Raw genomic sequence first — 21,924 nt, forward strand, 5'->3', positions numbered from 1 at the left:
CAATTCCTATTATACCAAACAGAAGGTGTTTTTTGTTCGTCAAACCCTATATTATAACGGTCATAATGCCTTTAGTATCAAGGCTCTAGAGTTGTTTTGGCTCTGAGAAAGTTGAGTTATTAAGTATATCTAAAAAAAAGAAAAAAGTGCGGAAATTCAATAGAGGAATGACGGATACGTGAAAGATAGAAAGGCCACGGTAATCTATCATAATAAATAAGAACAACAGCTCATGAGTGCAGAAAATCAAATGTTGACGGGGGGATGTAATCAAATGACGATTGCAACAGGCATTAATATTTTTTCTGTTTACAGGGAACTTGGTGAGGATTACTTTGGCACGCTGGAGAAGGTCGCCGATGCTGGGTATGTAAATATCGAGCTTGTCGGATTCAACATGAAGACTTTTACGCGTTACATCGATGAGATTCCTATGGAATCGGCGAGGGATAAATTCAAATCGCTTGGCCTTAAGGCGGTATCTGTTCACGAGGGCACGGCACCGGGGCAAGAACTGACTTCCCATGATTGGGATACCATTATGAAGTATTATGCAGGTCTCGAATGCGAAAATATCGTACTTCCTTCCGTGTGGATTAAAGATCGTGAGGATACGCTGCGAGCCGCTGAACAGATGAACAGCGTCGGCAAGAAAATGAAAGAGGGCGGTTTTCAGTTCTATCTGCACAATCATGCCCATGAATTTAAAAAAATCGGCGATGAAACGCTGTTTGACCTTCTATTGCAAAATACGGATCCATCCTATGTGAAATTTGAAATTGACTTGGCATGGGTGATGCGCGCAGGCATAGATCCGATCGCTGTCCTAGAGAAGCTTGGAGACCGCTGTGATATCGTTCACCAGAAGGATTTAAGCAGAAACCTCGCAAGCCAGCTTAACATTATGGAGGCTATGGAGCTGGGAGGAGACGAGGCTCTTGAACCTTTTGAGGTTTACCGTAAATATATAGGCCCCGGTGATTTCGTGGATCTCGGCACGGGCATGTTTGATTTTGCCGCGGCATACGAGCAGATCCGTGCGATGGGTCATGTCCGTTATGCGCTTGTCGAGAACGAGGGAGAGTCGGAAGACAAATTTGGCAGCATCCGCAAAGATCTAACCGTGCTTCAAAAATATGTTTAGATTCTAAGGAGGAAAGATTAACATGAACAACAGAAAGCTGAAGATCGGAATTATCGGATGCGGAGGCATCGCCAACCAAAAGCATATGCCATCGCTAGCCAAACTCACGCATTTGGGCGAAATGGTTGCCTTCTGTGATGTTATAGAAGAGAGTGCCCAAAAAGCTGCCAAAAATTTTGGAAGCGAGAACGCTAAGGTGTACGTCGATTATAAGGAACTGTTAAAAGATGAATCTATCGATGTAGTCCATGTCCTGACCCCGAATCTGCAGCATTCCTACATAACGGTAGATGCGCTGGAGGCAGGCAAGCATGTCATGTGTGAAAAACCGATGGCCATCAATTCCATTGAAGCGAAAAAAATGGTAGAAGCCGCAAACCGAACGGGAAAAAAATTGACGATTGGCTACCAAAACAGGTTCAGAAACGATTCCCAGGTGTTGTATAAAGCATGCCGCGAAGGTGAATTGGGAGATATTTATCTTTCCAAAGCGCATGCGGTTCGCAGAAGAGGCGTTCCTACATGGGGCGTATTCCTTGACAAAGAACAGCAGGGCGGCGGGCCGTTAATCGATTTGGGCACGCATGCGCTAGATTTAGCATTATGGTTTATGGACAATTATAAGCCTAAATCCGTGTCGGGTTCTGTATTTCATAAAATGTCCGATAAGTTTGAAGGCAATATGATGGGCCCTTGGGATCCGGAAAAATATCATGTGGAAGACTCCGCGTTCGGATTTATTAAAATGGAAAATGGCGCTACAATTTTCTTGGAATCGGCATGGGCACTAAATACGACCGACGCCAGAGAAGCTATGACCACGCTTTGCGGAACGGAAGGCGGAGCGGAAATGAGAGCCAGTTCCGTTCTTGGCAAAAGCGATGTCATTTTTAACAGCACCAAGCATGGGCAGCTTGTCGAAACGAAACCTTCCTTTAGCGGCGGAATTGCCTACTTCGGTCCTGGTGCCGAGGAAGACGGGGTGAAAGAAGCGAGACAGTGGCTTGAAAGCATTATTAATGATACGGAGCCGCTCGTTAAACCGGAGCAAGCTCTAGTCGTTACGCAGATATTAGAGGCCATTTATATCTCAGCCGAAACGGGCAAAGTCGTAGAATTTGAATAGCCTCCTCGTTCGATCCGTCGAAATAGAATAGAAAAGCAGGCCTTTCCAGCACTTGGAAAGGTTTTTCGGCACACATACGGAAATTCGCTCAAGTTTGAAAGCGCATTCTCTGATTAATCGTGGTATAATGCTCAATACTTATTTGATAGGCATAAGGGGGCATTCCGACACTTGAAGTTATTCAATCGTTCGTTATTTAACTCACTGCGCTTTAAGCTGGTAGCAGGACTAATGCTCATCATGCTGCCGATGGTGTCCTTTTTAATTTACAACAACTATTATTCGATGGATGTCGTACGTAACCAAGTTGCGCAATCCAACAGTAACATGCTAAATCTTTACATGGGATTAATCGACACAACGCTACTGGATATCGATAACTACTTACTCAAATTCGCCGCGGAAGAAACCGGCTTATATATACTCGACCGATTGCCCGAGGTCGATAATGATCTGTACAATCTGGAACGAATATGGCTGTTTACGGAGCTGAGAGATAATGCCACTTATTACAAGGCATTGGATTATTTCTTCGTTTATTCGCCCTTAAATAAGGATTTGCTCTTCGCGCCTAAGCTGACGGGATCCGCGTATACGAATAACGATTCCATCAAGGATGCTATTTCTAGGCTCCTGAGCGACGAACAAACCATGAAGAACTACCAATACGATAAATGGACTGTCCTGCCTATGGACGAGCAGAATTACCTCCTCCACATTATTAAAGCCGGTAACTTGTACATAGGAGCAGGGGTTAACGCGGATGATGTGATGGGTCCGCTTGATCTTCTTGATCTGGGTACCGAAGGCAGATCGCTGCTGGTGGATGGAAACCATGCACCCCTCCAGGACGCGGACTTTTTTAAAGAACATGAAATCAATCTTTCCTACACATCTAATACGTACCGGCTAACCGGCGCCGAAGACCAATATCTCGTGATTGGCGAGGAGTCTGTTAAAGGTGAATTCGGATTGGTTGCCGTGGTTCCAGACCAGAACATATTGGAGAAGCTTCCTTATTTGCAAAGGATTATTTTACTTATTGCGACGGGATCTATCCTAATCCTATTGATTTCCGTTTATTTCCTGCGCAGAGTCGTTTTATTGCCAATTAACCGGATCGTAGTGGCCATGCGTAAAATCAAAGAAGGCTATATGGAAGCAAGAATCCCGAATAAACCGGCTTCCAATGAATTCGAGTTGATGAACGAGACGTTCAACAGCATGGTTTGTGATATTCAACAATTAAAAATTGACGTGTACGAGGAACAATTGATTAACCAGAAAGCGGAGCTTAAGCAGCTTCAACTGCAGATCAACCCTCATTTTTTCCTGAACAGCTTAAATATCGTATATTACTTAGCCCAAGAGAAGAAATACGGATTGATACAGGAGCTTTCCTTCTCTCTGATCCGGTACTTCCGATTCATGTTCCGCAGCCAGACGGATTACGTTCTATTGCAGGACGAGCTAAGCCATACCGAAAATTATTTGAAAATCCAAAATTTCCGATTTCCCGGAAGCTTGACCTACGCGATCTCCGCTCAGGATGCGCTTCGTGAATGTTACATTCCTCCGCTAATCATCCAAAGCTTTGCGGAAAATACGATCAAGCATGCGATTAATACGGATGAACCTACCCATATTGCTATAGAGATCGAGAGATTGGAATTGATGCCAGAAGAAAGGATGCTCATCCGAATTCGCGACACAGGTCGCGGATTCTCGGAAGAAGTGCTGCAGAAGCTCCATCAGGAGGTCAACCTGATGAATGAGGATGGCGAGCATATCGGAATCTGGAATGTGCGGCGCAGATTACGTTTGCTATATGGGGAAAAGGCTGGCATTGCTTTCTCGAACGAGAATGGAGCCGTAGTGGAAATGATCTTGCCTTTATCGAGAGAAATGAGGTAGAGAAGATGTACCGATTATTAATCGTTGATGATGAGGCGGTTATCGCCAATGGTATTAAAGCGAGCGTTGATTGGCAAAAGCTAGGCATAGTAAGCGTATCTATAGCTAACAACCTCAGACAAGCCAAGGAGGAATTTAACAACCAGCCGTTCGATATGATGATTTGCGATATTGAAATGCCGCAGGGCAACGGACTCGAACTTTTTGAATGGGTACGTGAGCAATACCCGCAAACAGAGTGCGTATTCCTGACCTGTCACGCCGACTTTCAGTATGCGAAGAAAGCGCTGCAGCTGGGCAGCTTCGAATATTTGCTAAAGCCGGTTCCCCATGATGAATTGAAGCTTGTGATGACGAAGCTTATCGAGAAAATCAGGAAGGAAAAGGAATCGGCCACAAGGGAGAACGAACGTTTTTGGCAGGATGTGTTGAATCAAGCGATTCCATCTAATTTGGATAAAATGATGGAGGTCATCGGAAAGCAGAAGCTTCCTTATGGCAGAGACATGAGGTTTCTGCCTGTCGTCATTAGCATCCAGCATTGGGAAAAGTCTTTAACCGCCCGTGACGCTCAAATAATGGACTATGCGCTGCGCAACGCATTGGAAGAGGTCGTAATTCAGCGGGACAAGACCGCACAAATCGTCCGTATTAATTCGGACTACCTGCTGGTCGTTTTTACGCAAGACCTGCCGCCTGATGGAGGCTTTGATTATTTTTGCAAGGAAATTAAGGACCGCTGCAAAGCATTTATCGAGGTATGCAATCATTATTTGTATTGCCATCTCTCCTGCATGATCGGCAAAGGAGTACAGGCGCATGTCGTGCGGAATATGGTCGAAGAGCTAATGGCGTTCAAGAAGAATCAAGTGAATTGCGTTGACCGCGTGATGTTAATTGATGAGAGAATGAAGAAAGAAACTCAGATTCCACAACCTCCCATGAATGTATGGTCAGAGCTCATCAAACAGGGAAATAAGAAAAAATTGCTCGAGGAGTCGCAGCAATTTCTGGATTCTTGGAAGCGAATCGACTGTTTGGGCGCCAAAGGCCTGCAGCAATTTTACCAAAGCTTCCTGCAGATGATCCTTCATACGCTGCAGCAGCAAGGGCTGCGCGCAGATGAAATTTTTTCGGATCATTTGCTTCCAGAGCGGATTCTGTCGGCCACGCGCAGCGTAAAGGATCTACAGGATTGGGTGAGGGATGTGCTTGAGAAAGCACTCGTTCATATTCAAGGTCTGGATTCGAATGAGACCGTCGTAGAGAAGATCAAGCGCTATATTGCGCTTCACATCGATCAAGAGCTTTCAAGGCAGTACATCGCCGACTACATTGGGTTAAGCCCGGATTATATCGTTAAACTGTTTAAGAAAGAAACGGGCCTTTCGATTTCCGACTATATTCTGAGGGAACGGATCAATCTGGCGAAGGAGCTGCTGTCCATGACGGACACGACCATCAGCAACGTAGCGCTGACGGTCGGCTTCTCGAACTTTTCCTATTTTTCCACGCTGTTTAAAAAAGAAGTATCGATGACACCTCAGGACTATCGCAAGTGTTGTCCCCAAAGATAAGCGGTGCCGTTAGAGGATAGAACGCCTCTGACGGCCATTTTTTTACTCTTTTTATGATGTCGGAAACTCAAAAGCTAAATGTCGGATTATTAGTAGTTGGTGTATTTGCTTTGCGATAGTATTAGACCAAGCAGTAAAATAAATAAAGCTAAAGGTGGTCGAGACCCGTGCAAGCAAATACTGAGACGTCAACCCCCGATATGAAGCAGGTCTCATTGAAGATGAAGAAGAAAGCAGCATTCGCATTGGAGATGAGGAAGGTAAAGAAATACCGCGCATTGGTGCTGATGGCGCTTCCCGGCCTTTTGTACCTGCTGATTAACAATTATTTGCCGATGTTTGGCATTGTCATCGCGTTCAAGGACATCAATTTCGCGAAAGGCATTATGGGCAGCGATTGGATCGGGTTAAAAAATTTCGAATATTTGTTTAAAACGACGGATGCTTATATCATTACAAGGAATACGCTGCTTTACAATATTACCTTTATTTTGTTGAATACCGGAATCGCGCTGGCGTTAGCGATTATGCTTAATGAAATCCGTAAACGCTTCTTGTCCAGAATGTACCAGACGTTGATCCTGCTTCCTTTTTTGATCTCCATGGTTATTGTGGGCTACCTGGTGCTTGGTTTTCTGGATGTTGAAAACGGATTTATGAACAAAACGCTGCTTCCTTCCATGGGCTTAGATCCGATCTCTTGGTACAGCGAAACGAAGTATTGGCCATGGATCCTGACGATTGTGAGCGTTTGGAAAGGCGTAGGCAACTTGTGCATCATTTATTTGGCGGCAATCATTGGCATCGATAACGAGTATTATGAAGCGGCGACGATTGACGGCGCTAACAGATGGCAGCAAATTTTGAAAATCACGCTCCCGCTCGTTGCGCCGGTGATCACGATCATGACCTTGCTCGCCATCGGTCGTATTTTCTACTCCGACTTCGGTTTGTTCTTCCAGGTTCCGCTGAACACAGGCGCTTTGATGCCGGTCACGAACACGATCGATACGTATGTATATCGTGCGTTGATAAACCTGGGCGACATTGGGATGTCCTCCGCAGCAGGCTTGTACCAAGCGCTTGTCGGTTTCATTCTGGTTATCGTATCTAATGCTGTCGTAAGAAAATACAACAAAGATAACGCGCTATTCTAGAAAGGGAGAGGTACTATGCAATCATCCGGCAAGCTTTATCAATGGATCATTAACATTATCATGCTGGTTTTCACATTCTTCTGCGTCATGCCTTTCTGGCTGTTGTTCTCCGCTTCCCTTACCGATGATATGGAGCTTGTACGCAGCGGATACGCCTTTTTTCCCGATAAAATAAGCTTCTCCGCATACGGTTATTTGTGGAACAGCTCTTCCGAAATACTCCGTGCATACAGCATCACGGTCTTTACCACAGTGATCGGCACGGCACTTGGTTTGACCCTTACGGCGATGGTGGCTTACCCGCTTTCGCGGCTCGAAATGCCGTTCCGCAACACGCTGGCTTTCTATGTGTTTTTCACGATGCTGTTCAACGGGGGCCTTGTACCTTCGTATTTGCTCTATACTAATTATTTCGATTTGAAAAATACGATCCTGGCCTTGATCATACCCGGCCTGCTGATGAACGGATTTTTCATTATCCTGATGCGTACCTTTTTTGCAAGCTCGATTCCGACGGCCATTATTGAATCGGCATATATCGACGGTGCAAAGGAATGGAAAATTTTTTATCGCATCGTATTGCCGTTGTCGACGCCGGTACTTGCCACGGTAGGTTTGTTTTATACAATATTGTTCTGGAACGATTGGTTTAACGGATTGATTTATATTACCGACAGTCAATACTACAGTCTTCAGAACCTGTTGAACCGAATCCTGCTGGATGTTCAGTTCTTGCAGAGCTCAACGCAAGCAGGCAGTCGAAGCGCTGAAATCGCAGCTAATATTCCCCTTGCATCCATGCGGATGGCGATGGCCGCAATTGGGGTAATCCCGCTATTGATCGCTTATCCGTTCTTTCAGAAGTATTTCGTGAAGGGCTTGACCATCGGCGCCGTAAAAGGATAATAGAGAAGTAATCAAACATAGGGGAGCAGGATGAGTTTGGAAAGAAAAGCATACAAGACGGCTGCGCTGCTGCTGCTTGCCGCAAGCATGATGTTTACGGGCTGCGCATCGAAAGAGAACCATTCCACGGGTACTGTGGAGGAAAGCGGAAACAATGCCGAGACGGATATCTATGAGATATCGATGGTTTACCCGGCAAGCTTAGAACCAAAGGATTTGCTGGTTGTTCAGGACGAAATCAATAAGATTACGAAAGAGAAAATAAATGCTTCCGTAAAGCTTATTCCAATCGGCTGGGGAGCATGGTCGCAGCAAACGACGCTGATGCTGTCAGGCAACGAGAAAGTCGATTTGATCGTCAGCGGAATCGGCACTTACAGCCAGCAAGTATCCAAAGGCCAGCTGCTGGAGCTTGACGGGTATCTGGCCGAACAAGGTCAAGGGATCGTGGGAGCGCTTAACGGCCTTGATCCGGATTTCCTGAACGCTGCGAGAATCGGCGGTAAAACTTACGGGGTACCTAGTATCCGGGATTTGGCGTCCGATTACGGCATTACGATGCGTAAAGATTTGGTGGACAAGTATAATATCGATACAACAGCCATTCAATCGCTGGATGATTTGGATGCCGTTTTTCAAACGATTTTGGAAAATGAGCCAGCTATCGTTCCAACGGTGAAGTACGGGAACTCTATTATTGATACTTACACAAACAGCTACTTTGATAATTTGGGAGACGGCTTCGGCGTGCTTCCGGGTTATGACAACGGTCTTAAAGTCGTAAACATGTACGAGACTCCGGAGTATGCCGAGCTGCTGAATACGGTGAGAAGATGGTATCAAGCAGGTTACATTGCCAAGGATGCCGCCACAAGTACGGAGACGCAGTACAATCTGGTAAAGGCCGGCAAAGCGTTTTCGTTTATCTCCCATATGAAGCCCGGTATTGAAAACCAAGAATCGAAACTGACAGGCACGGAGATGCTTTCGATCCATTTGAGGCCAGCAGCAACAACGACGTATAACATTACTTCCATCATGTGGAGTATCGCGAGAAACTCTAAAAATCCGGAAAAAGCAATGATGCTGCTTAACCTGATGTATACCGATAAAGGTCTGATCAATCTGTTTGATTATGGCGTTGAAGGAAAGCATTACGCAAAGGTAACAGATAACATGATTGATTTCCCAGAAGGCGTAAATACGTCGAATTCGGGCTATAACCTGCAGATGGGCTGGTTGTTCGGCAACCAATTTCTGTCCCATATTTGGAACGGGGATGATCCAGAGCTTTGGAACGAGCTAGCGGCATTTAACAAAAATTCTTTGAAGTCGAAGGCGCTTGGCTTCACCTTTAATGCCGATGCGGTTAAAACGGAGATTGCCGCGGTGACGAATGTATCGAACCAATACAAAATCGCTTTGGAAACGGGTACCGTTGACCCTGCGAAGCAATTGCCGGAATTTAACAAAGCTTTGAAGGCAGCGGGCATGGATAAGATCATTGCCGAGAAGCAGAAGCAGCTTGATGCTTGGGCGTCTTCAGCAAAGTAGTCAAGAACGATGAAAGGGCGGTGCAGACATTCGGATGCACCGCCCTTCCTATAAATAAAGACCAAATGAAAAGGCGGGATTGCAAATGGAAACTATTTTGAAACGAATTCCAGATTCCAATGCGAAGGGAGAGCTGGATCCGAGAGTCTTGGACGTACTAAGCCGAGCGAGGCGTGATTTCTTTGAAGCCGCTCAAACAACCAAGCCGGAACCGGATTCAGGCAGCTTCTCGATCGAGAGGCTCAGAGAACTCATGGGATGGCCGAACACGGATGTTACCCGGACGGCTATTCAAACCGAATACCGGGAGATTGCCGGGACGAATGGCAGCATCCCGTTACGCCTTTATTCGCCGGAGACGGCTGGCGACCATCCTTGCATTTTGTTTTTTCATGGAGGCGGATTTATTGGAGGCAGTCTGAACACGGTCGAAAATCCGTGCAAGTCGCTCGCCGAAAAAGCAAATGCCGTGGTGGTTTCCGTGGATTACCGCTTGGCTCCTGAGCATGCTTTTCCCGCTGGGCTAAACGACTGCTTCGATGCAGTGAAATGGGTGTTCAGCCACGCCGCTGAGATTGGCGTTAATCCGCATCAAATCGCCGTTTCCGGCGACAGCGCAGGTGGGAACCTGGCAACGGTATGCACGATGCTGGATCGTGAGCAAGGTACCGGCATGATCAAATTACAAGCACTAATTTATCCGACAGTCAACATGGCGGGCACGCCGACCGAAGATTTTGAATGGAGCCTCGATCAATACACCGTGAATAATCATCGGGAGTACATCATTCCTGCTATTGAAGGATTAAAAGAAGGCGGCAGCTTTATGCATGATATGTATTTACAAAAGCAAACGGATCCGGAGCATCCTCATGTCTCACCATTGCTTGCTGAAGATTTGACGGGGCTGCCGGAGACACTCGTCATCGTAGCCGAGTACGACTACCTACGGCTGGAAGGCGAGGCGTACGCGCGCAGGCTGTCGCGTTCAGGCGTTCAAACCAAGCTCATTCGCTATTGCGGCATGGATCATGCATTCATTGATAAAATCGGTTTGTATCCGCAAGCGGAAGAGTGCATGGAAGAAATCGCGGAGGCAATCAAGCAGCGTTTCTCCTGATCAGAACCAGGACGTAATCGTATTCCGGCAAATGAAAGATACACAGCGGAAAATCGAAAACGGGATGTCGGAATTATGAAAGTTAGATGCGGCATTTTCATCTATTCTACTAAGTGTACACGCTTTCATTTAAATAAATAGGGAGGTCACAGCAATGACAAAGAACAAATATGTGGCGAAAACGATTCTATTATTGGCGCTCGCAATTACAATGCTAATTAGCGCGTGCAGCAATGGAGGCAGCAATGCTGCGAGTTCCGGGAACGTCGGAGCAGCCGCAGAAGGAGAAAGCGGCAACGCCGGCGGAGAATTAAAGCCTGTTGAGCTAGTGATGGTATTCCCTGCAGCCGGGGAGCCGAAGGATTTGAAGCTGGTGTCGGACGCCATCAACAAAATGACGAAAGAAAAAATCAATGCGACGGTAAAGTTGGTTCCGATCGGCTGGGGAGCTTGGACTCAGCAAAAAACGTTGATGATGTCCGGTAATGAACAGGTAGACCTGATCTTGAGCGGACTCGGAACTTACAGCCAAGATGTGGCTAAAGGGCAGTTTCTTGAGCTCGACGGCTATTTGGAAGGGCAAGGCCAGGGGGTCACGGATGCGCTTGATTCCCTTGATCCGGCGTTCCTGAACGCAACAAGAATTGATGGGAAAATATACGCTGTTCCGAGCATCAGGGATTTGGCAGCGGACTACGGAATTACGATGCGCAAGGATTTAGTGGAGAAGTATAACATCGATACGGCTGCGATAAAATCGCTGAACGATCTGGACGCTATCTTCAAAACCATTAAGGATAACGAGGCTGGCATCATTCCGACGGTCAAGTACGGAACCTCCATTCTTGATATTTATGTAGGAAGCTTCTTTGACACCTTGGGTGATGGATTTGGCGTGCTGCCAGGCCATGACAATGGCTTAAAGGTCGTGAACATGTATGAGACGCCGGAATATGCAGATATGCTGAATACGGTCAGAAGATGGAATCAAGAAGGCTATATTGCCAAGGATGCCGCTACAAGCACCGAGACACAATACAATTTGGTAAAGTCCGGCAAAGCCTTCTCGTTTATTTCCCATATGAAGCCAGGCATAGAGACCCAAGAATCGAGAACGACAGGCAAAGAGATGGTGTCGATACACTTCAGACCTGCGGTTACTGCAACCTCTAACATTACATCCATCATGTGGAGCGTTGCAAGAAACTCGAAGGATCCGGAGAGAGCGATGATGCTGCTCAACATGATGTATACCGATAAAGACTTCATTAATCTGCTGGATTACGGGATCGAAGAAAAACATTACGTGAAAGTGTCCGACAATGTCGTCGATTTTCCGCAAGGCGTAGATGCTACGAATTCCGGTTATAATCTGCAAATGGGATGGATGTTCGGGAACCAGTCTCTGTCCCATATTTGGAACGGGGATGACCCGGAGCTATGGAATCAGCTTGCGGAGTTTAACAAAAACGCAATAAAATCGAAAGCGCTGGGTTTCACTTTTAATGCCGACACCGTTAAAACGGAAATCGCGTCGGTCACAAACGTTCAGAATCAATATAAAGTTGCATTGGAAACAGGAACCGTTGATCCTGTGGCCAAGCTGCCTGAATTTATTAAACAGCTGAAATCAGCTGGCATCGACAAAATTATCGCAGAGAAGCAAAAACAGCTGGACGCTTGGGCAGCTGCAAACAAATAGTAAATGAGCTGGCCGCCGCTGTTATGACGCAGAGTCATAACAGCGGTTTTTTTTATTTGGACAAGCAGGATGCATAAATTTTCTTTAAAACATTGATATTAAAGAAGCCAATCCATCAATGACAAAGGAGACTTAAAATGCAGCAGCAAACGCAAATCAACACAAATTCACAAGGTTCTCAGGCATTCACTCATGGAGGCCATGAGCTCTTTGATATGCATGAAGTACTGTCTTGTTCAATCGGTATGTTGGATCAATTTATGATTTTCAGGCAGTATGTACAGGATGTCGAATTACAGGATATTTTGGATCGTCAATACAACTTTGCTCTTTCCCAATACAATCTGACAGCGGAATGCTTCGCCTCAGGCCAGAAGCCAAGCCAAGAAACGTCAACGTATCTGATAAAAGAAATGACCCCGCCACTCTACGGTTTACAAGCGACGCAGCCGAAAAAGCCCAATCAATCCCTCGCTGACGTAAAGGACGCAGGCATTAGCGGATATATGATCGGACTTGTGAAGTCCCATGCTTCCCTCTTGGCGATGAGCGCCGTTGAAGTTACGAATCCAGTCGTACGCCGGGTGCTGGCTTCACAAGTGCAAAATTTTATTGAAATGGCATATGAATTATTTATGTATCAAAATAAACATGCCTATTACCAAGTGCCGCAATTAGCAGCCAATGATATGCAAATCATGCTTAATGCTTTTGTGCCTGCAAACGGTATGCCGCAAATGCCGGCTAATACAATTCATTAATTTGGCATGAAAGGAAGGCTGCCCTATGGCGGCCTTTTTTTATTGCATCTGCCGATTGATTCGGTACTCCATTTTTGACGCATAAGTCTCCATTTGGGTATATAGGGTTTCAATCAGGCCTTTGCCTCGATGAGCGAGCAGCTCCGAGGCTTGACGGACGTTATTCAAGTAGTCCTGCTTCGTTATTTTGCCTTCGCATACGCCGCTGCATTTACCGATATGGTAAAGAAGGCAAACTTGCTTTGGTATGGTTTTGCAGGTGCGAAGACCGTAATGCTCGGTTACGAATTCAAGCAGCGCATCTCGAAATCGCGCGTTTTTAAAAGGGCCCAACCGATGTGTGTCCTCTGGTTCAGCGATTTTCTGTTGACGGCTGCGGTTCCGGTAATACACATCCAAACGAGGAAGCGGGTCGGCCGTAAGCTGCAAATAAGCATAGCCGCTGTTATCTCTTTTTAATGCTCGATTAATGATTTCATCCGACACTATTCGACAACCGTATGAATAATTCCTTGTTTTATAAATAGGATAAAATAACGAAGAAAAGAGGAGACGGTCCGCTGCACAGGGGACGTCTCCTCTTCATGTGAAACGTATTCTCCGATATCGAAATCGGCTAGGCTTGACTTGCGTTTGATTCAGTGGTAATCATCCAGCGTATACCGAATTTGTCTTCGATTTGCCCGAATAAAGAGCCCCAGAAAGCAGGCTCTAAAGGCTGATGGATTTGGCCGCCGATAGCTAATTGATTGAAGGCTTGCCGTGCTTCAGCTTCTGAAGCGAATTCAAGGTTCAAATGAACGGCGTTGCCGCTCTGGACAGGCTCAAACACAGAGTCTGACATAAAGAAATTGACGCCTGCGGCATTGAAACAGAGGTGAATGATTTTGTCTTTGAGCTCCTCGCGTGCGTCGGGAAGCTGGCCATGCGTCATAATGGAATTGATTTCACCTCCAAGTGCCTGCATGTAAAATTCGGATTGCGCTCTTGCGTCCTCGGAAATGATGTAGGTCGTGTATTTTGCCATTCTAAAACATCCTCTCTTAGTGGGTTTAAACATACTCCAATCGTATCATATAAAGCGGGCATCGATTTCTTACGGATTGCTATTCTATTAAGCAGATGTTTTTATGAAAATCAAAGGGATTTCAAGCATACGAGTGATAAGAAAAGAATGCATAGGTTGTAAGCGGTTAAATGATTCCTTATGATTCCAAATCAAATCATTTTAGACATTTATGATCGTTTACAACGGCATTGGAAAGGAGTAAGATTCAGAACGTAATCCAGTGCCGTAACATTTTCTGATATTATCCTTGATCGCTGAGTTCTGAAAAAGAAGCGGGGGAACCATGGAGACAGATCATTTGATCTTTTCTCAGGGGTGAATCACTTGGCTTTGCCAAGCGTAGGGCGACTTTTGCGTCCGAATCCGACAGCTAACCTCGTAAGCGTCCAGAAGAGGAATTTATCACGAACGAACCAAGTTTATTTGGTAAGCCGTGGGAAAGTCCTTACTTTCCTGCGGCTTTTTTTGTGTTCTAAACGGTATTTGACATTTTATTTGAGTTCAAGGATAGGAAATGGGGAGCAATTATGGTCAGCAGATTTAAACGATTGATTATCGGACGTCCGATGAAAAGCTCGGAAATTGAAGGTGAAAAGCTGAGCAAGCTTAAGGCGCTAGCGGTGCTTTCGTCAGATGCTTTATCCTCGGTCGCATACGGCACGGAGCAAATTTTAATTGTGCTGATGGTTGTCGGATTTACAGCGGTTTGGTATTCCATTCCAATCTCCATTGCTGTGCTAGGTCTTTTATTGGTGCTTATTTTATCGTATCGCCAAACGATTTTCTCTTATCCTACCGGTGGCGGCGCTTATATTGTCGCGAAGGATAATCTCGGCGTTTCTACGGGTCTGTTAGCAGGCGGCTCGCTGCTAGTCGATTATATTCTGACTGTTGCGGTCAGCACGTCGGCGGGGACGGATGCCATTACCTCAGCGTTTCCTTCGCTTCATGATCACCGGGTCCTCATTGCTTTAGTTATGATCTTGCTTTTGACTTTTATTAATTTGCGGGGTATCACGGAATCGGCTTCGGTGCTGGCAATGCCGGTCTACTTGTTCGTAATCGCCATTTTCGTATTGATTATATCCGGCGTTATAAAATATTTGGCAGGCGGCGTTCCGGCAGCTGCTCCTGAAATGGGTGCCGCAGTCTCGAACATCAGTTTATTCCTTCTGCTAAAGGCTTTCAGTTCGGGCTGCTCAGCGCTCACGGGCGTGGAGGCGATGTCCAATGCGATTCCAAACTTTAAACAGCCGGCCGAGCGCAATGCGGCAACTACGCTTATTATGATGGGGACGATTCTGGGCGCAATGTTTATCGGCATAAGCCTGCTTGCCTATTGGTATGGCATAATTCCGAATGAGAAAGAAACCGTCGTATCGCAAATCGCGAATGCTACCTTTGGCAGAGGCGTCATTTATTATGTGATTCAGGGCGTTACGGCGCTCATTTTATTTCTGGCTGCAAATACAGCTTACGCAGCATTCCCGCTGCTTTCCTTCATGCTGGCTAAAGATAAATATATGCCGAATATGTTCATGGCGCGTGGCGACCGTTTGGGCTTTTCGAACGGCATTATTATTTTGGGCGTCTTATCCGCATTATTGGTTATCGCTTTTCAAGGCAATACCGAAAGCTTAATTCCGCTATATGCTGTGGGGGTATTTATACCATTTACGCTTTCCCAGCTGGGCATGATGGTACGTTGGGTGAAGCTGAAGCCAGCCGGATGGCTTTCACGTTTCATAATTAATACAATCGGCATGATTACAACGCTGGCGATTACCTTAATTTTTATTTTTACAAAGTTTAGCCACGTTTGGATGGTGTTTATCTTTCTGCCGCTCGTTATCTTATTGTTTTATGGAATCCACCGTCATTACTGCAACATGTCTGACGAACTGCGGATTAATATGTCAGTAGATAAACCGGTTATAAAAGGGAGCACGATTGTGGTTCCCATTGCGGGAATAACGCGTGTCGTTAATCATTCCCTCAGCTATGCCAAATCTTTGACGGATAATGTCGTTGCCGTATACGTTGGATTTGATGACGAGGACATCGAACGAATGGAAAAGAAGTGGGAAGAATGGAACCCCGGAGTCCGGCTCATTGTTCTTCGGTCGAGCTATCGGAGCATCATTAGACCTCTGATGAGGTTTATTGATACAATAGAATGGAAAACGGCTGAAACGGATCATATTACCATTCTCATTCCGCAGTTTATTACAAAGCATTGGTGGCATTATTTTCTGCACAACCAAACGAGCTTAATGCTCCGTGCCTATCTATTTACGCAAAAGGATGTGGTTATCGCGACCGTGCCATACCACCTTCAGAAATAGGAATAGAATAGCTTGATTCGGCAGCATCCATTGTGGATCGGGATCGATCCAGTTACAGAAGAAAAGCCCTCCAGCAATAGGAGGGCTTTTCGGCGGCTGATTAGAAGTTGCGTCCACCTAATTGTTGTTCCGCGATTTGAACAAGCTTTTTCGTAATGTATCCGCCAATCGAACCAGCATCGCGCGTGGATAGATTACCATTGTAACCATCCTGCGAGAACGAAACGCCAAGCTGTTGTGCAGCCTCTGTTTTCAATTGCTCAATCGCTCCTCTTGCTTGTGGTACAACCAATGTATTCGAACTTTTTCTGCTCATTACAATCACTCCTTCTTGGGATGTGAGGTTATTATGTGGTGTGAATTGTAAATGTATACAAGAAAACGGTCAGAATTTTCAAATTTTTTTCGAATTGTTTGAAGACATCAAGAATGACAGAAAAACAATGAATTTTTCGAAAGGAGAAATGGTTGATGCAAGGTGAAAATATCTACCTGCTGCCAATGGCAGTGGGCCATGCAGAAGAGCTGCTTGCGCTTCGTTTGAGAAATTATCATTTTTTTAAGCCCTTTGAGCCGATTCGGCCTGAGCCTTCAAGCGGGTGTCATGCCAAGAAACCAACCCTCTATTCGGGTATTGGAGAAAGGAGGTTTTCGTCATGAAGGACTTGCGAGCAAATATTTGAAAATAAACGGAATATGGGAGGATCATGCATTGTTTGCCAGGACAGTGGAGGATATTAACTGATATTTCAAAACCATAAGGAAAAGAAATCCTTTTTCATTCTTTAAACCTGTTTCGAAATCGCATACCTCGTTTATTATCCTAATAGAATGAACTAATATAACCAGATAAGGGGAAGTGATGGTCGATGAAAAAAACGGTCATGATGATGTTCAGCTTTGCTTTAGTATTTGTTCTAACAACAGCCGCAGGGGGAGCATCGAAAGCTGAAGCAGCTACCACTAAAGAGTATCTCGAAATTTCCAAGAATGTTCTGTATTACGGTGAAGTGAAGAATGGACTGCCTCACGGAAAAGGAACAATGACATGGTATCAAACCAAGTCTTATTCCGGTGATTGGGTAAACGGCAAACGGAATGGAATGGGGAAATACGTAGCTAATTCCACTAGTGATCACAAAGAAATCAAGATTACATATGACGGCGCTTGGAAAAATGATCAAAAGGTCGGGAACGGCGCTCTGTATACGAGAGTAACGGACTTTGACGGCGAAGTGGAATACCACAAAATTCAGTTTGGTACATTCGCTAATGATGTTTTTGCAGCAGGCTATTCCGTTGCACATAATGAAAAAGATCCCGTATACAGCTTTAACTATAAGGATGCCAAGCTGAACCTTCAAATCATGGGCACGAATGCGAATATGAAGGATGCTTGGAAAAACGGGAAATTTACGACCATTCAGTACAAGAAGGGCGATGTAATGAAGCACTATTCCGTAAAATTTAATGAAAACCCTTCTTTGGTAAAACAAAACAAAGCGACGCTTGAGTTTCTGAAAAAACTTCAGGCTCAAATTAATCCGCATTTAGTCAAATTTGAGGCCTTGTCGAAACGGGTTCCTTTGGCTTAATATGCAGCGACAATGAAAGAAGATGACTCCGTTAATCATGGAGTCATCTTTTTTTTATTTCATTTGTCAGAAAATAAAAGGCCATCGTGTCTGTCAAGTACCATGGAAATATGGTACTAGGTGGACGCAAATGACTTGTGTATAGTTGAGATAAAGATTAGCGGGAAGGTGAAGATAAGCCGTGAAGCAAATAACGATCACGAATCGAGAATTGTTAAGGAAAGCGGCCGTATTGAGGCAGCATGAAGCATACGCATATCAGGCGTCATATTACTTGCTTGAAGATGAGCCCCTTGCAGCCCGTGCGGCTTCGGATACGTTAGCGGCATTGCTGCAGGATGATTCCTTTTATATATTGAGTCTGGAGCTGCAGAAGCAGCAGGTCAAACGTATGGTCATCAAGCATGCCCTTCAAATCAAGGTTTCCGTATTACAACCTTCGCAGTAATTCATTCCATTTAGCTCCAGTATGAAATTTACCAACTTCCTCAGCACTCATTCGATTATTACCTCCTAATTTAACCTTAATGATATGGGGCGAACCCGGTCGATATTTTGGCAAGCATGGCTCTTGTGCTATAGTTTGGATAGCGCGAAAATAGTTAAAGAAAGCCAATAGGCTTATTTGCGGAGGGAAGGAGCTGCAGCTGTGTGATCATAGATTTGACGCATACGATAATGGAGGGAATGCCCGTTTACCCGGGTGATGAAGAGACCCGATTGGAGCATTCCCGGCAGTTTGGCAAGGATGGCTACAATAATCATCAGTTGTCCATCAATATGCATGCGGGCACTCATATCGATGGTCCCATGCATTTATTAGATGTCGTGAAGTACATAAGTGAAATATCGGCAGAGTCTTTTGTCGGCGAGGGCGTCTTGCTCGATGTAAGCGGAGCAGCTGCGGTTGATTACAGGGACGAGTATGAAGAAGTAATTAAACAATCACAAATCGTTATTCTGTATACGGGACACGGCGAGCAGTATGGTCGTCCAGAGTATTTTACCGATTATCCCGTTCTAACTGCGGATTTCGTTCAGCTGCTTATTCGGAAAAAGATCAAGATGGTCGGTTTAGATACACCTTCGCCGGATCATTATCCATTTGAGAGCCATAAAAGCTTATTCCGCAATCAAATATTCATTATTGAAAACTTAAACAATGTAAACCGCTTGCTCGGCGTTAAAGCATTTGAAATTATTGCGCTTCCGCTTCGTATTCAAGCAGACTCCTCTATGGCAAGGGTTATTGCTAGAGTATTGGAATAGGCTTGGTTTTACGCCGGTAACGGATGGGTAATGATGAGTTGATGGGCAAAAGATAAAATGGAGGGACTTGCGATTATGGATATTATTTACCACGGACATTCCTGTATACAAATTATGGATGGGGATAAATCACTTATAATTGATCCTTTTCTTCGAGGCAATGCCTTAGCGGTGACGAAGCCGGAGGAGATTAAAACGGATGTGGTTCTGCTGACACATGCGCATATGGACCATATTCTGGATGCCGACCTGATCGCAAAAAACAATGACGCTCCAGTCGTAGCGATTGCGGAGCTTGCGGCATTCATGTCTTGGAAAGGCGTTAAAACGATCGACATGAATATCGGGGGAACGGTGAATTTAGGGTTTGCCAAGGCCAAAATGGTACAAGCTTTCCATTCTTCGGGCATTGTCATGGCGGAGGAGAAAACGATAATTTACGGCGGCATGCCAGCTGGTTTTATTGTGAATATGGCGGGCGTAACTGTCCTTCATGCGGGTGACACAGCATTGTTCAGTGACATGAAAATGATTGGTGATCGACATGCCATTGATATTGCGTTTATTCCAATCGGAGACCATTATACGATGGGAATGGAGGACGCGCTGCAAGCAGCAGAGTGGTATAACGCTAAGCTGGTTGTTCCCGTTCATTATAATACGTTCCCCGTTATACGCCAGGAAGCAGAAAGCTTTGTTCAACAGCTTCAAAGCAAAGGGATAAAAGGTTTGGTAATGAGCCCGGGAGAGAAAATAACGGTATAACGGAATCGTAACTGATAAATGGAAGATAGGGGAAGCTTATTGCAGCCAGGTTAGGCTGCGAAAAGCTTCTTTTTCTGTTTGAGAAAATACTAAAATGAATAGAATAGATTGACAGCAATTTTGGGAATTGTGTAGAATTAGCAGTATGAACGCGTGTTCATATAACGAAATAGAATTTTTTTGTTCTACGATAACCACGTGTTTAAAGCGTAGAAGATCTGATCAATTTCATTAAATTGCAAACGCTTACTGACATTTACTATATGAAGTGAAAGGGATGGTAATGGGATGGATGCCGATAAACAGAAATTGTTCAGTCTTTTGGAAACGGTTGATGTCGTGACCGGAGAACGCTCGGTCTTGGCGGAATTCGATTATTTAATTGAAGCGCCAAACTGGACAAAAGACAATAAATATTTGATTTATAACAGCCAAGGACTTATTTACAGGTTTGACCTCGCAACACAGGAAAGCAAACCAATTGAAACGGGATTCGTAAAGCAATGCAACAATGACCATGTGCTGTCTCCGGACGATACGCTTTTGGCGGTCAGTCATCATACAAAGGAAGATGGTCAGTCGCGTATTTACGTGCTATCGCTTAATGGCGGTCAACCGGTTCTGGTTACCCCTTTGGCTCCCAGCTATTTGCATGGCTGGTCGCCTGACGGCAGTACTCTTTCTTATTGTGCGGAAAGAAGCGGTGAGTACAACATTTATTCCATCCCGGCGGGCGGCGGGATCGAGACGCAATTAACGGATACCCCGGGCCTCGACGACGGTCCTGAATTCTCACCTGACGGCCGCCATATATGGTTTAATTCGACGAGAACAGGCTTGATGCAGGTATGGCGGATGAATACGGACGGCAGCGACCAGAAACAAATGTCGTTCGATGAAAGCAATAACTGGTTTCCTCATGTTTCGCCGGATGGAAATTCTGTCGCATATCTGACTTACCGCAAGGGAGATGTCGCTCCAAACGACCATCCTGCAAATAAGAACGTTGAAATTCGCCTAATGGGAAACGACGGCGGTCAAGCACGTTCCTTAGTCAAGCTGTTTGGCGGTCAAGGAACCATAAATGTGAACTCTTGGTCGCCTGACAGCCGCCGCTTGGCTTTTGTCAGCTATCAGCTGAGAGAGTAGCAAAGCAGCAGTCGCAAAGGCAAAATCGATAGCGTCCGAATGATATGTCATTTAATCTTTGATTTAGCAGAGTGTCTTTTTTAATACGAGCAGCTGCCTGTCGAATCATGTTGACTCGAGTAGATAAAATGCGACAAATAGATCGGTTTTTGCTGTTATATATTCGCGACTTTTGACTTTAAAACAGGAATAACAAGGATCCTGCTCCTTTTCACGCGTGTGTGAAGGAACAGGATTTTTGTTGATAAAAAAATTTTATTCGACTACGTACTTCGACAGAGTTTTATTATCCGCGGAGATATACTTAACTGGTACTATTTCATTGACAGCGGAGGGTTGCTCATGAATAATTCAAATCTAAAAAAGAGAATTGTGTGGTTCATTAACAGCGAAATTGAGCGCGTGCTAATTAACCTTAAGACCGGGGCAGTAAACAAAGAGAATGCCTTAGGCAGCTTTAGTACCCTTTATCAGATCGCTTCGTCGATGAAAGATGCTGATTCGATGATTAATCTATGCGAAATCATCGAGAAGGTTAGGGAATCTAATCATCGAACGGGGTTATTTCATTTTACAGAGTACCGCAAGGAATCTTATTATTGACTCATTTTTATTTTCATAGGCGATTTCAGAGAAAAGAGACCAAGCAGGGTCTTTTTTTTCTACGACAGCATAATCAACTAACAATTAAGTAGATCCCATCTTTTCTCTAACTCGCTGAGGTAGCTTTCAGTATTGCGATTAAATTTTTTACGTAATATGACGTTGGTT

At 45.0% G+C, this 21,924-nt stretch carries 21 protein-coding genes, 1 pseudogene and 1 riboswitch; of the genes and pseudogenes, 19 read left to right on the forward strand and 3 right to left on the reverse strand.

Features of this window, described 5'->3' with window-relative positions:
• Positions 1 to 274: 274 nt before the first annotated feature.
• The 10 genes from RCO25_RS32030 (at position 275) to RCO25_RS32075 (ending at position 12,961) form a co-directional block, all read left to right on the forward strand.
• The gene (locus RCO25_RS32030) at positions 275 to 1,144 is read left to right on the forward strand and encodes a sugar phosphate isomerase/epimerase family protein (protein ID WP_309000124.1); all 870 of its coding nucleotides are present in this window, start codon (positions 275 to 277) and stop codon (positions 1,142 to 1,144) included.
• Between the two features lie 22 nt (positions 1,145 to 1,166).
• Positions 1,167 to 2,270 carry a Gfo/Idh/MocA family protein gene (locus RCO25_RS32035; RefSeq protein ID WP_309000125.1) on the forward strand — a complete coding sequence of 368 codons (1,104 nt, stop codon included), beginning with the start codon at positions 1,167 to 1,169 and terminating at the stop codon, positions 2,268 to 2,270.
• A gap of 171 nt (positions 2,271 to 2,441) precedes the next feature.
• Positions 2,442 to 4,184, forward strand: coding sequence for a sensor histidine kinase (locus tag RCO25_RS32040; RefSeq protein WP_309000126.1), 1,743 nt, complete (start codon positions 2,442 to 2,444; stop codon positions 4,182 to 4,184).
• 5 nt (positions 4,185 to 4,189) lie between these two features.
• Entirely contained in the window at positions 4,190 to 5,761 is a 1,572-nt protein-coding gene (locus RCO25_RS32045; RefSeq protein ID WP_309000127.1) for a response regulator, read from the forward strand.
• Positions 5,762 to 5,982: 221 nt separating this feature from the next.
• A complete protein-coding gene (locus RCO25_RS32050) occupies positions 5,983 to 6,918 on the forward strand; it encodes an ABC transporter permease (RefSeq protein WP_309000143.1) in 936 nt (311 codons plus the stop codon).
• Between the two features lie 15 nt (positions 6,919 to 6,933).
• The gene (locus RCO25_RS32055) at positions 6,934 to 7,824 is read left to right on the forward strand and encodes a carbohydrate ABC transporter permease (RefSeq protein WP_309000128.1); all 891 of its coding nucleotides are present in this window, start codon (positions 6,934 to 6,936) and stop codon (positions 7,822 to 7,824) included.
• Positions 7,825 to 7,854: 30 nt separating this feature from the next.
• Entirely contained in the window at positions 7,855 to 9,378 is a 1,524-nt protein-coding gene (locus RCO25_RS32060; protein ID WP_309000129.1) for an ABC transporter substrate-binding protein, read from the forward strand.
• Positions 9,379 to 9,463: 85 nt separating this feature from the next.
• Positions 9,464 to 10,498 carry an alpha/beta hydrolase gene (locus RCO25_RS32065; protein WP_309000130.1) on the forward strand — a complete coding sequence of 345 codons (1,035 nt, stop codon included), beginning with the start codon at positions 9,464 to 9,466 and terminating at the stop codon, positions 10,496 to 10,498.
• A 154-nt stretch (positions 10,499 to 10,652) separates the two neighbouring features.
• Entirely contained in the window at positions 10,653 to 12,200 is a 1,548-nt protein-coding gene (locus RCO25_RS32070; protein WP_309000131.1) for an ABC transporter substrate-binding protein, read from the forward strand.
• Between the two features lie 137 nt (positions 12,201 to 12,337).
• Complete coding sequence (locus RCO25_RS32075; protein ID WP_309000132.1) at positions 12,338 to 12,961, forward strand: spore coat protein; 624 nt, start codon at positions 12,338 to 12,340, stop codon at positions 12,959 to 12,961.
• Between the two features lie 39 nt (positions 12,962 to 13,000).
• Here RCO25_RS32075 and RCO25_RS32080 read toward each other — a convergent pair whose 3' ends face one another.
• A complete protein-coding gene (locus tag RCO25_RS32080; protein ID WP_309000133.1) occupies positions 13,001 to 13,447 on the reverse strand; it encodes an excinuclease ABC subunit UvrC in 447 nt (148 codons plus the stop codon).
• A gap of 130 nt (positions 13,448 to 13,577) precedes the next feature.
• Positions 13,578 to 13,988 (reverse strand): VOC family protein, encoded by a 411-nt coding sequence (locus RCO25_RS32085; protein ID WP_309000134.1) that lies wholly within the window; start codon positions 13,986 to 13,988, stop codon positions 13,578 to 13,580.
• A 284-nt stretch (positions 13,989 to 14,272) separates the two neighbouring features.
• A riboswitch (cyclic di-AMP (ydaO/yuaA leader) is annotated at positions 14,273 to 14,430 on the forward strand.
• Positions 14,431 to 14,557: 127 nt separating this feature from the next.
• Here RCO25_RS32085 and RCO25_RS32090 point away from each other — a divergent pair.
• A complete protein-coding gene (locus tag RCO25_RS32090) occupies positions 14,558 to 16,375 on the forward strand; it encodes an APC family permease (RefSeq protein WP_309000135.1) in 1,818 nt (605 codons plus the stop codon).
• Between the two features lie 100 nt (positions 16,376 to 16,475).
• Here RCO25_RS32090 and RCO25_RS32095 read toward each other — a convergent pair whose 3' ends face one another.
• Complete coding sequence (locus RCO25_RS32095; protein ID WP_309000136.1) at positions 16,476 to 16,691, reverse strand: alpha/beta-type small acid-soluble spore protein; 216 nt, start codon at positions 16,689 to 16,691, stop codon at positions 16,476 to 16,478.
• Positions 16,692 to 16,846: 155 nt separating this feature from the next.
• Here RCO25_RS32095 and RCO25_RS32100 point away from each other — a divergent pair, with 155 nt between their 5' ends.
• The 8 genes and pseudogenes from RCO25_RS32100 (at position 16,847) to RCO25_RS32135 (ending at position 21,756) form a co-directional block, all read left to right on the forward strand.
• Positions 16,847 to 17,035, forward strand: coding sequence for a hypothetical protein (locus RCO25_RS32100; protein WP_309000144.1), 189 nt, complete (start codon positions 16,847 to 16,849; stop codon positions 17,033 to 17,035).
• Positions 16,965 to 17,120, forward strand: a pseudogene (locus RCO25_RS32105) (GNAT family N-acetyltransferase); the annotation flags it as partial. The gene RCO25_RS32100 and the pseudogene RCO25_RS32105, both read left to right, overlap by 71 nt.
• Before the next feature lie 124 nt (positions 17,121 to 17,244).
• Positions 17,245 to 17,970: an MORN repeat-containing protein gene (locus tag RCO25_RS32110; protein WP_309000137.1), complete on the forward strand. Its 726-nt coding sequence runs from the start codon at positions 17,245 to 17,247 to the stop codon at positions 17,968 to 17,970.
• A 181-nt stretch (positions 17,971 to 18,151) separates the two neighbouring features.
• A complete protein-coding gene (locus tag RCO25_RS32115; protein ID WP_309000138.1) occupies positions 18,152 to 18,418 on the forward strand; it encodes a hypothetical protein in 267 nt (88 codons plus the stop codon).
• Between the two features lie 203 nt (positions 18,419 to 18,621).
• Positions 18,622 to 19,239, forward strand: a complete 618-nt coding sequence (locus RCO25_RS32120; protein WP_309000139.1) for a cyclase family protein — start codon at positions 18,622 to 18,624, stop codon at positions 19,237 to 19,239.
• Between the two features lie 75 nt (positions 19,240 to 19,314).
• On the forward strand, positions 19,315 to 20,004 hold the full coding sequence (locus tag RCO25_RS32125) for a metal-dependent hydrolase (protein WP_309000140.1): 690 nt from the start codon (positions 19,315 to 19,317) through the stop codon (positions 20,002 to 20,004).
• 288 nt (positions 20,005 to 20,292) lie between these two features.
• Positions 20,293 to 21,153: a TolB family protein gene (locus RCO25_RS32130; protein WP_309000141.1), complete on the forward strand. Its 861-nt coding sequence runs from the start codon at positions 20,293 to 20,295 to the stop codon at positions 21,151 to 21,153.
• A 342-nt stretch (positions 21,154 to 21,495) separates the two neighbouring features.
• Positions 21,496 to 21,756: a hypothetical protein gene (locus RCO25_RS32135; protein WP_309000142.1), complete on the forward strand. Its 261-nt coding sequence runs from the start codon at positions 21,496 to 21,498 to the stop codon at positions 21,754 to 21,756.
• Positions 21,757 to 21,924 lie beyond the last annotated feature (168 nt).

Origin of the sequence: Paenibacillus sp. LHD-38 (assembly GCF_031157315.1) — a bacterium.
Lineage (GTDB): Bacteria > Bacillota > Bacilli > Paenibacillales > Paenibacillaceae > Pristimantibacillus.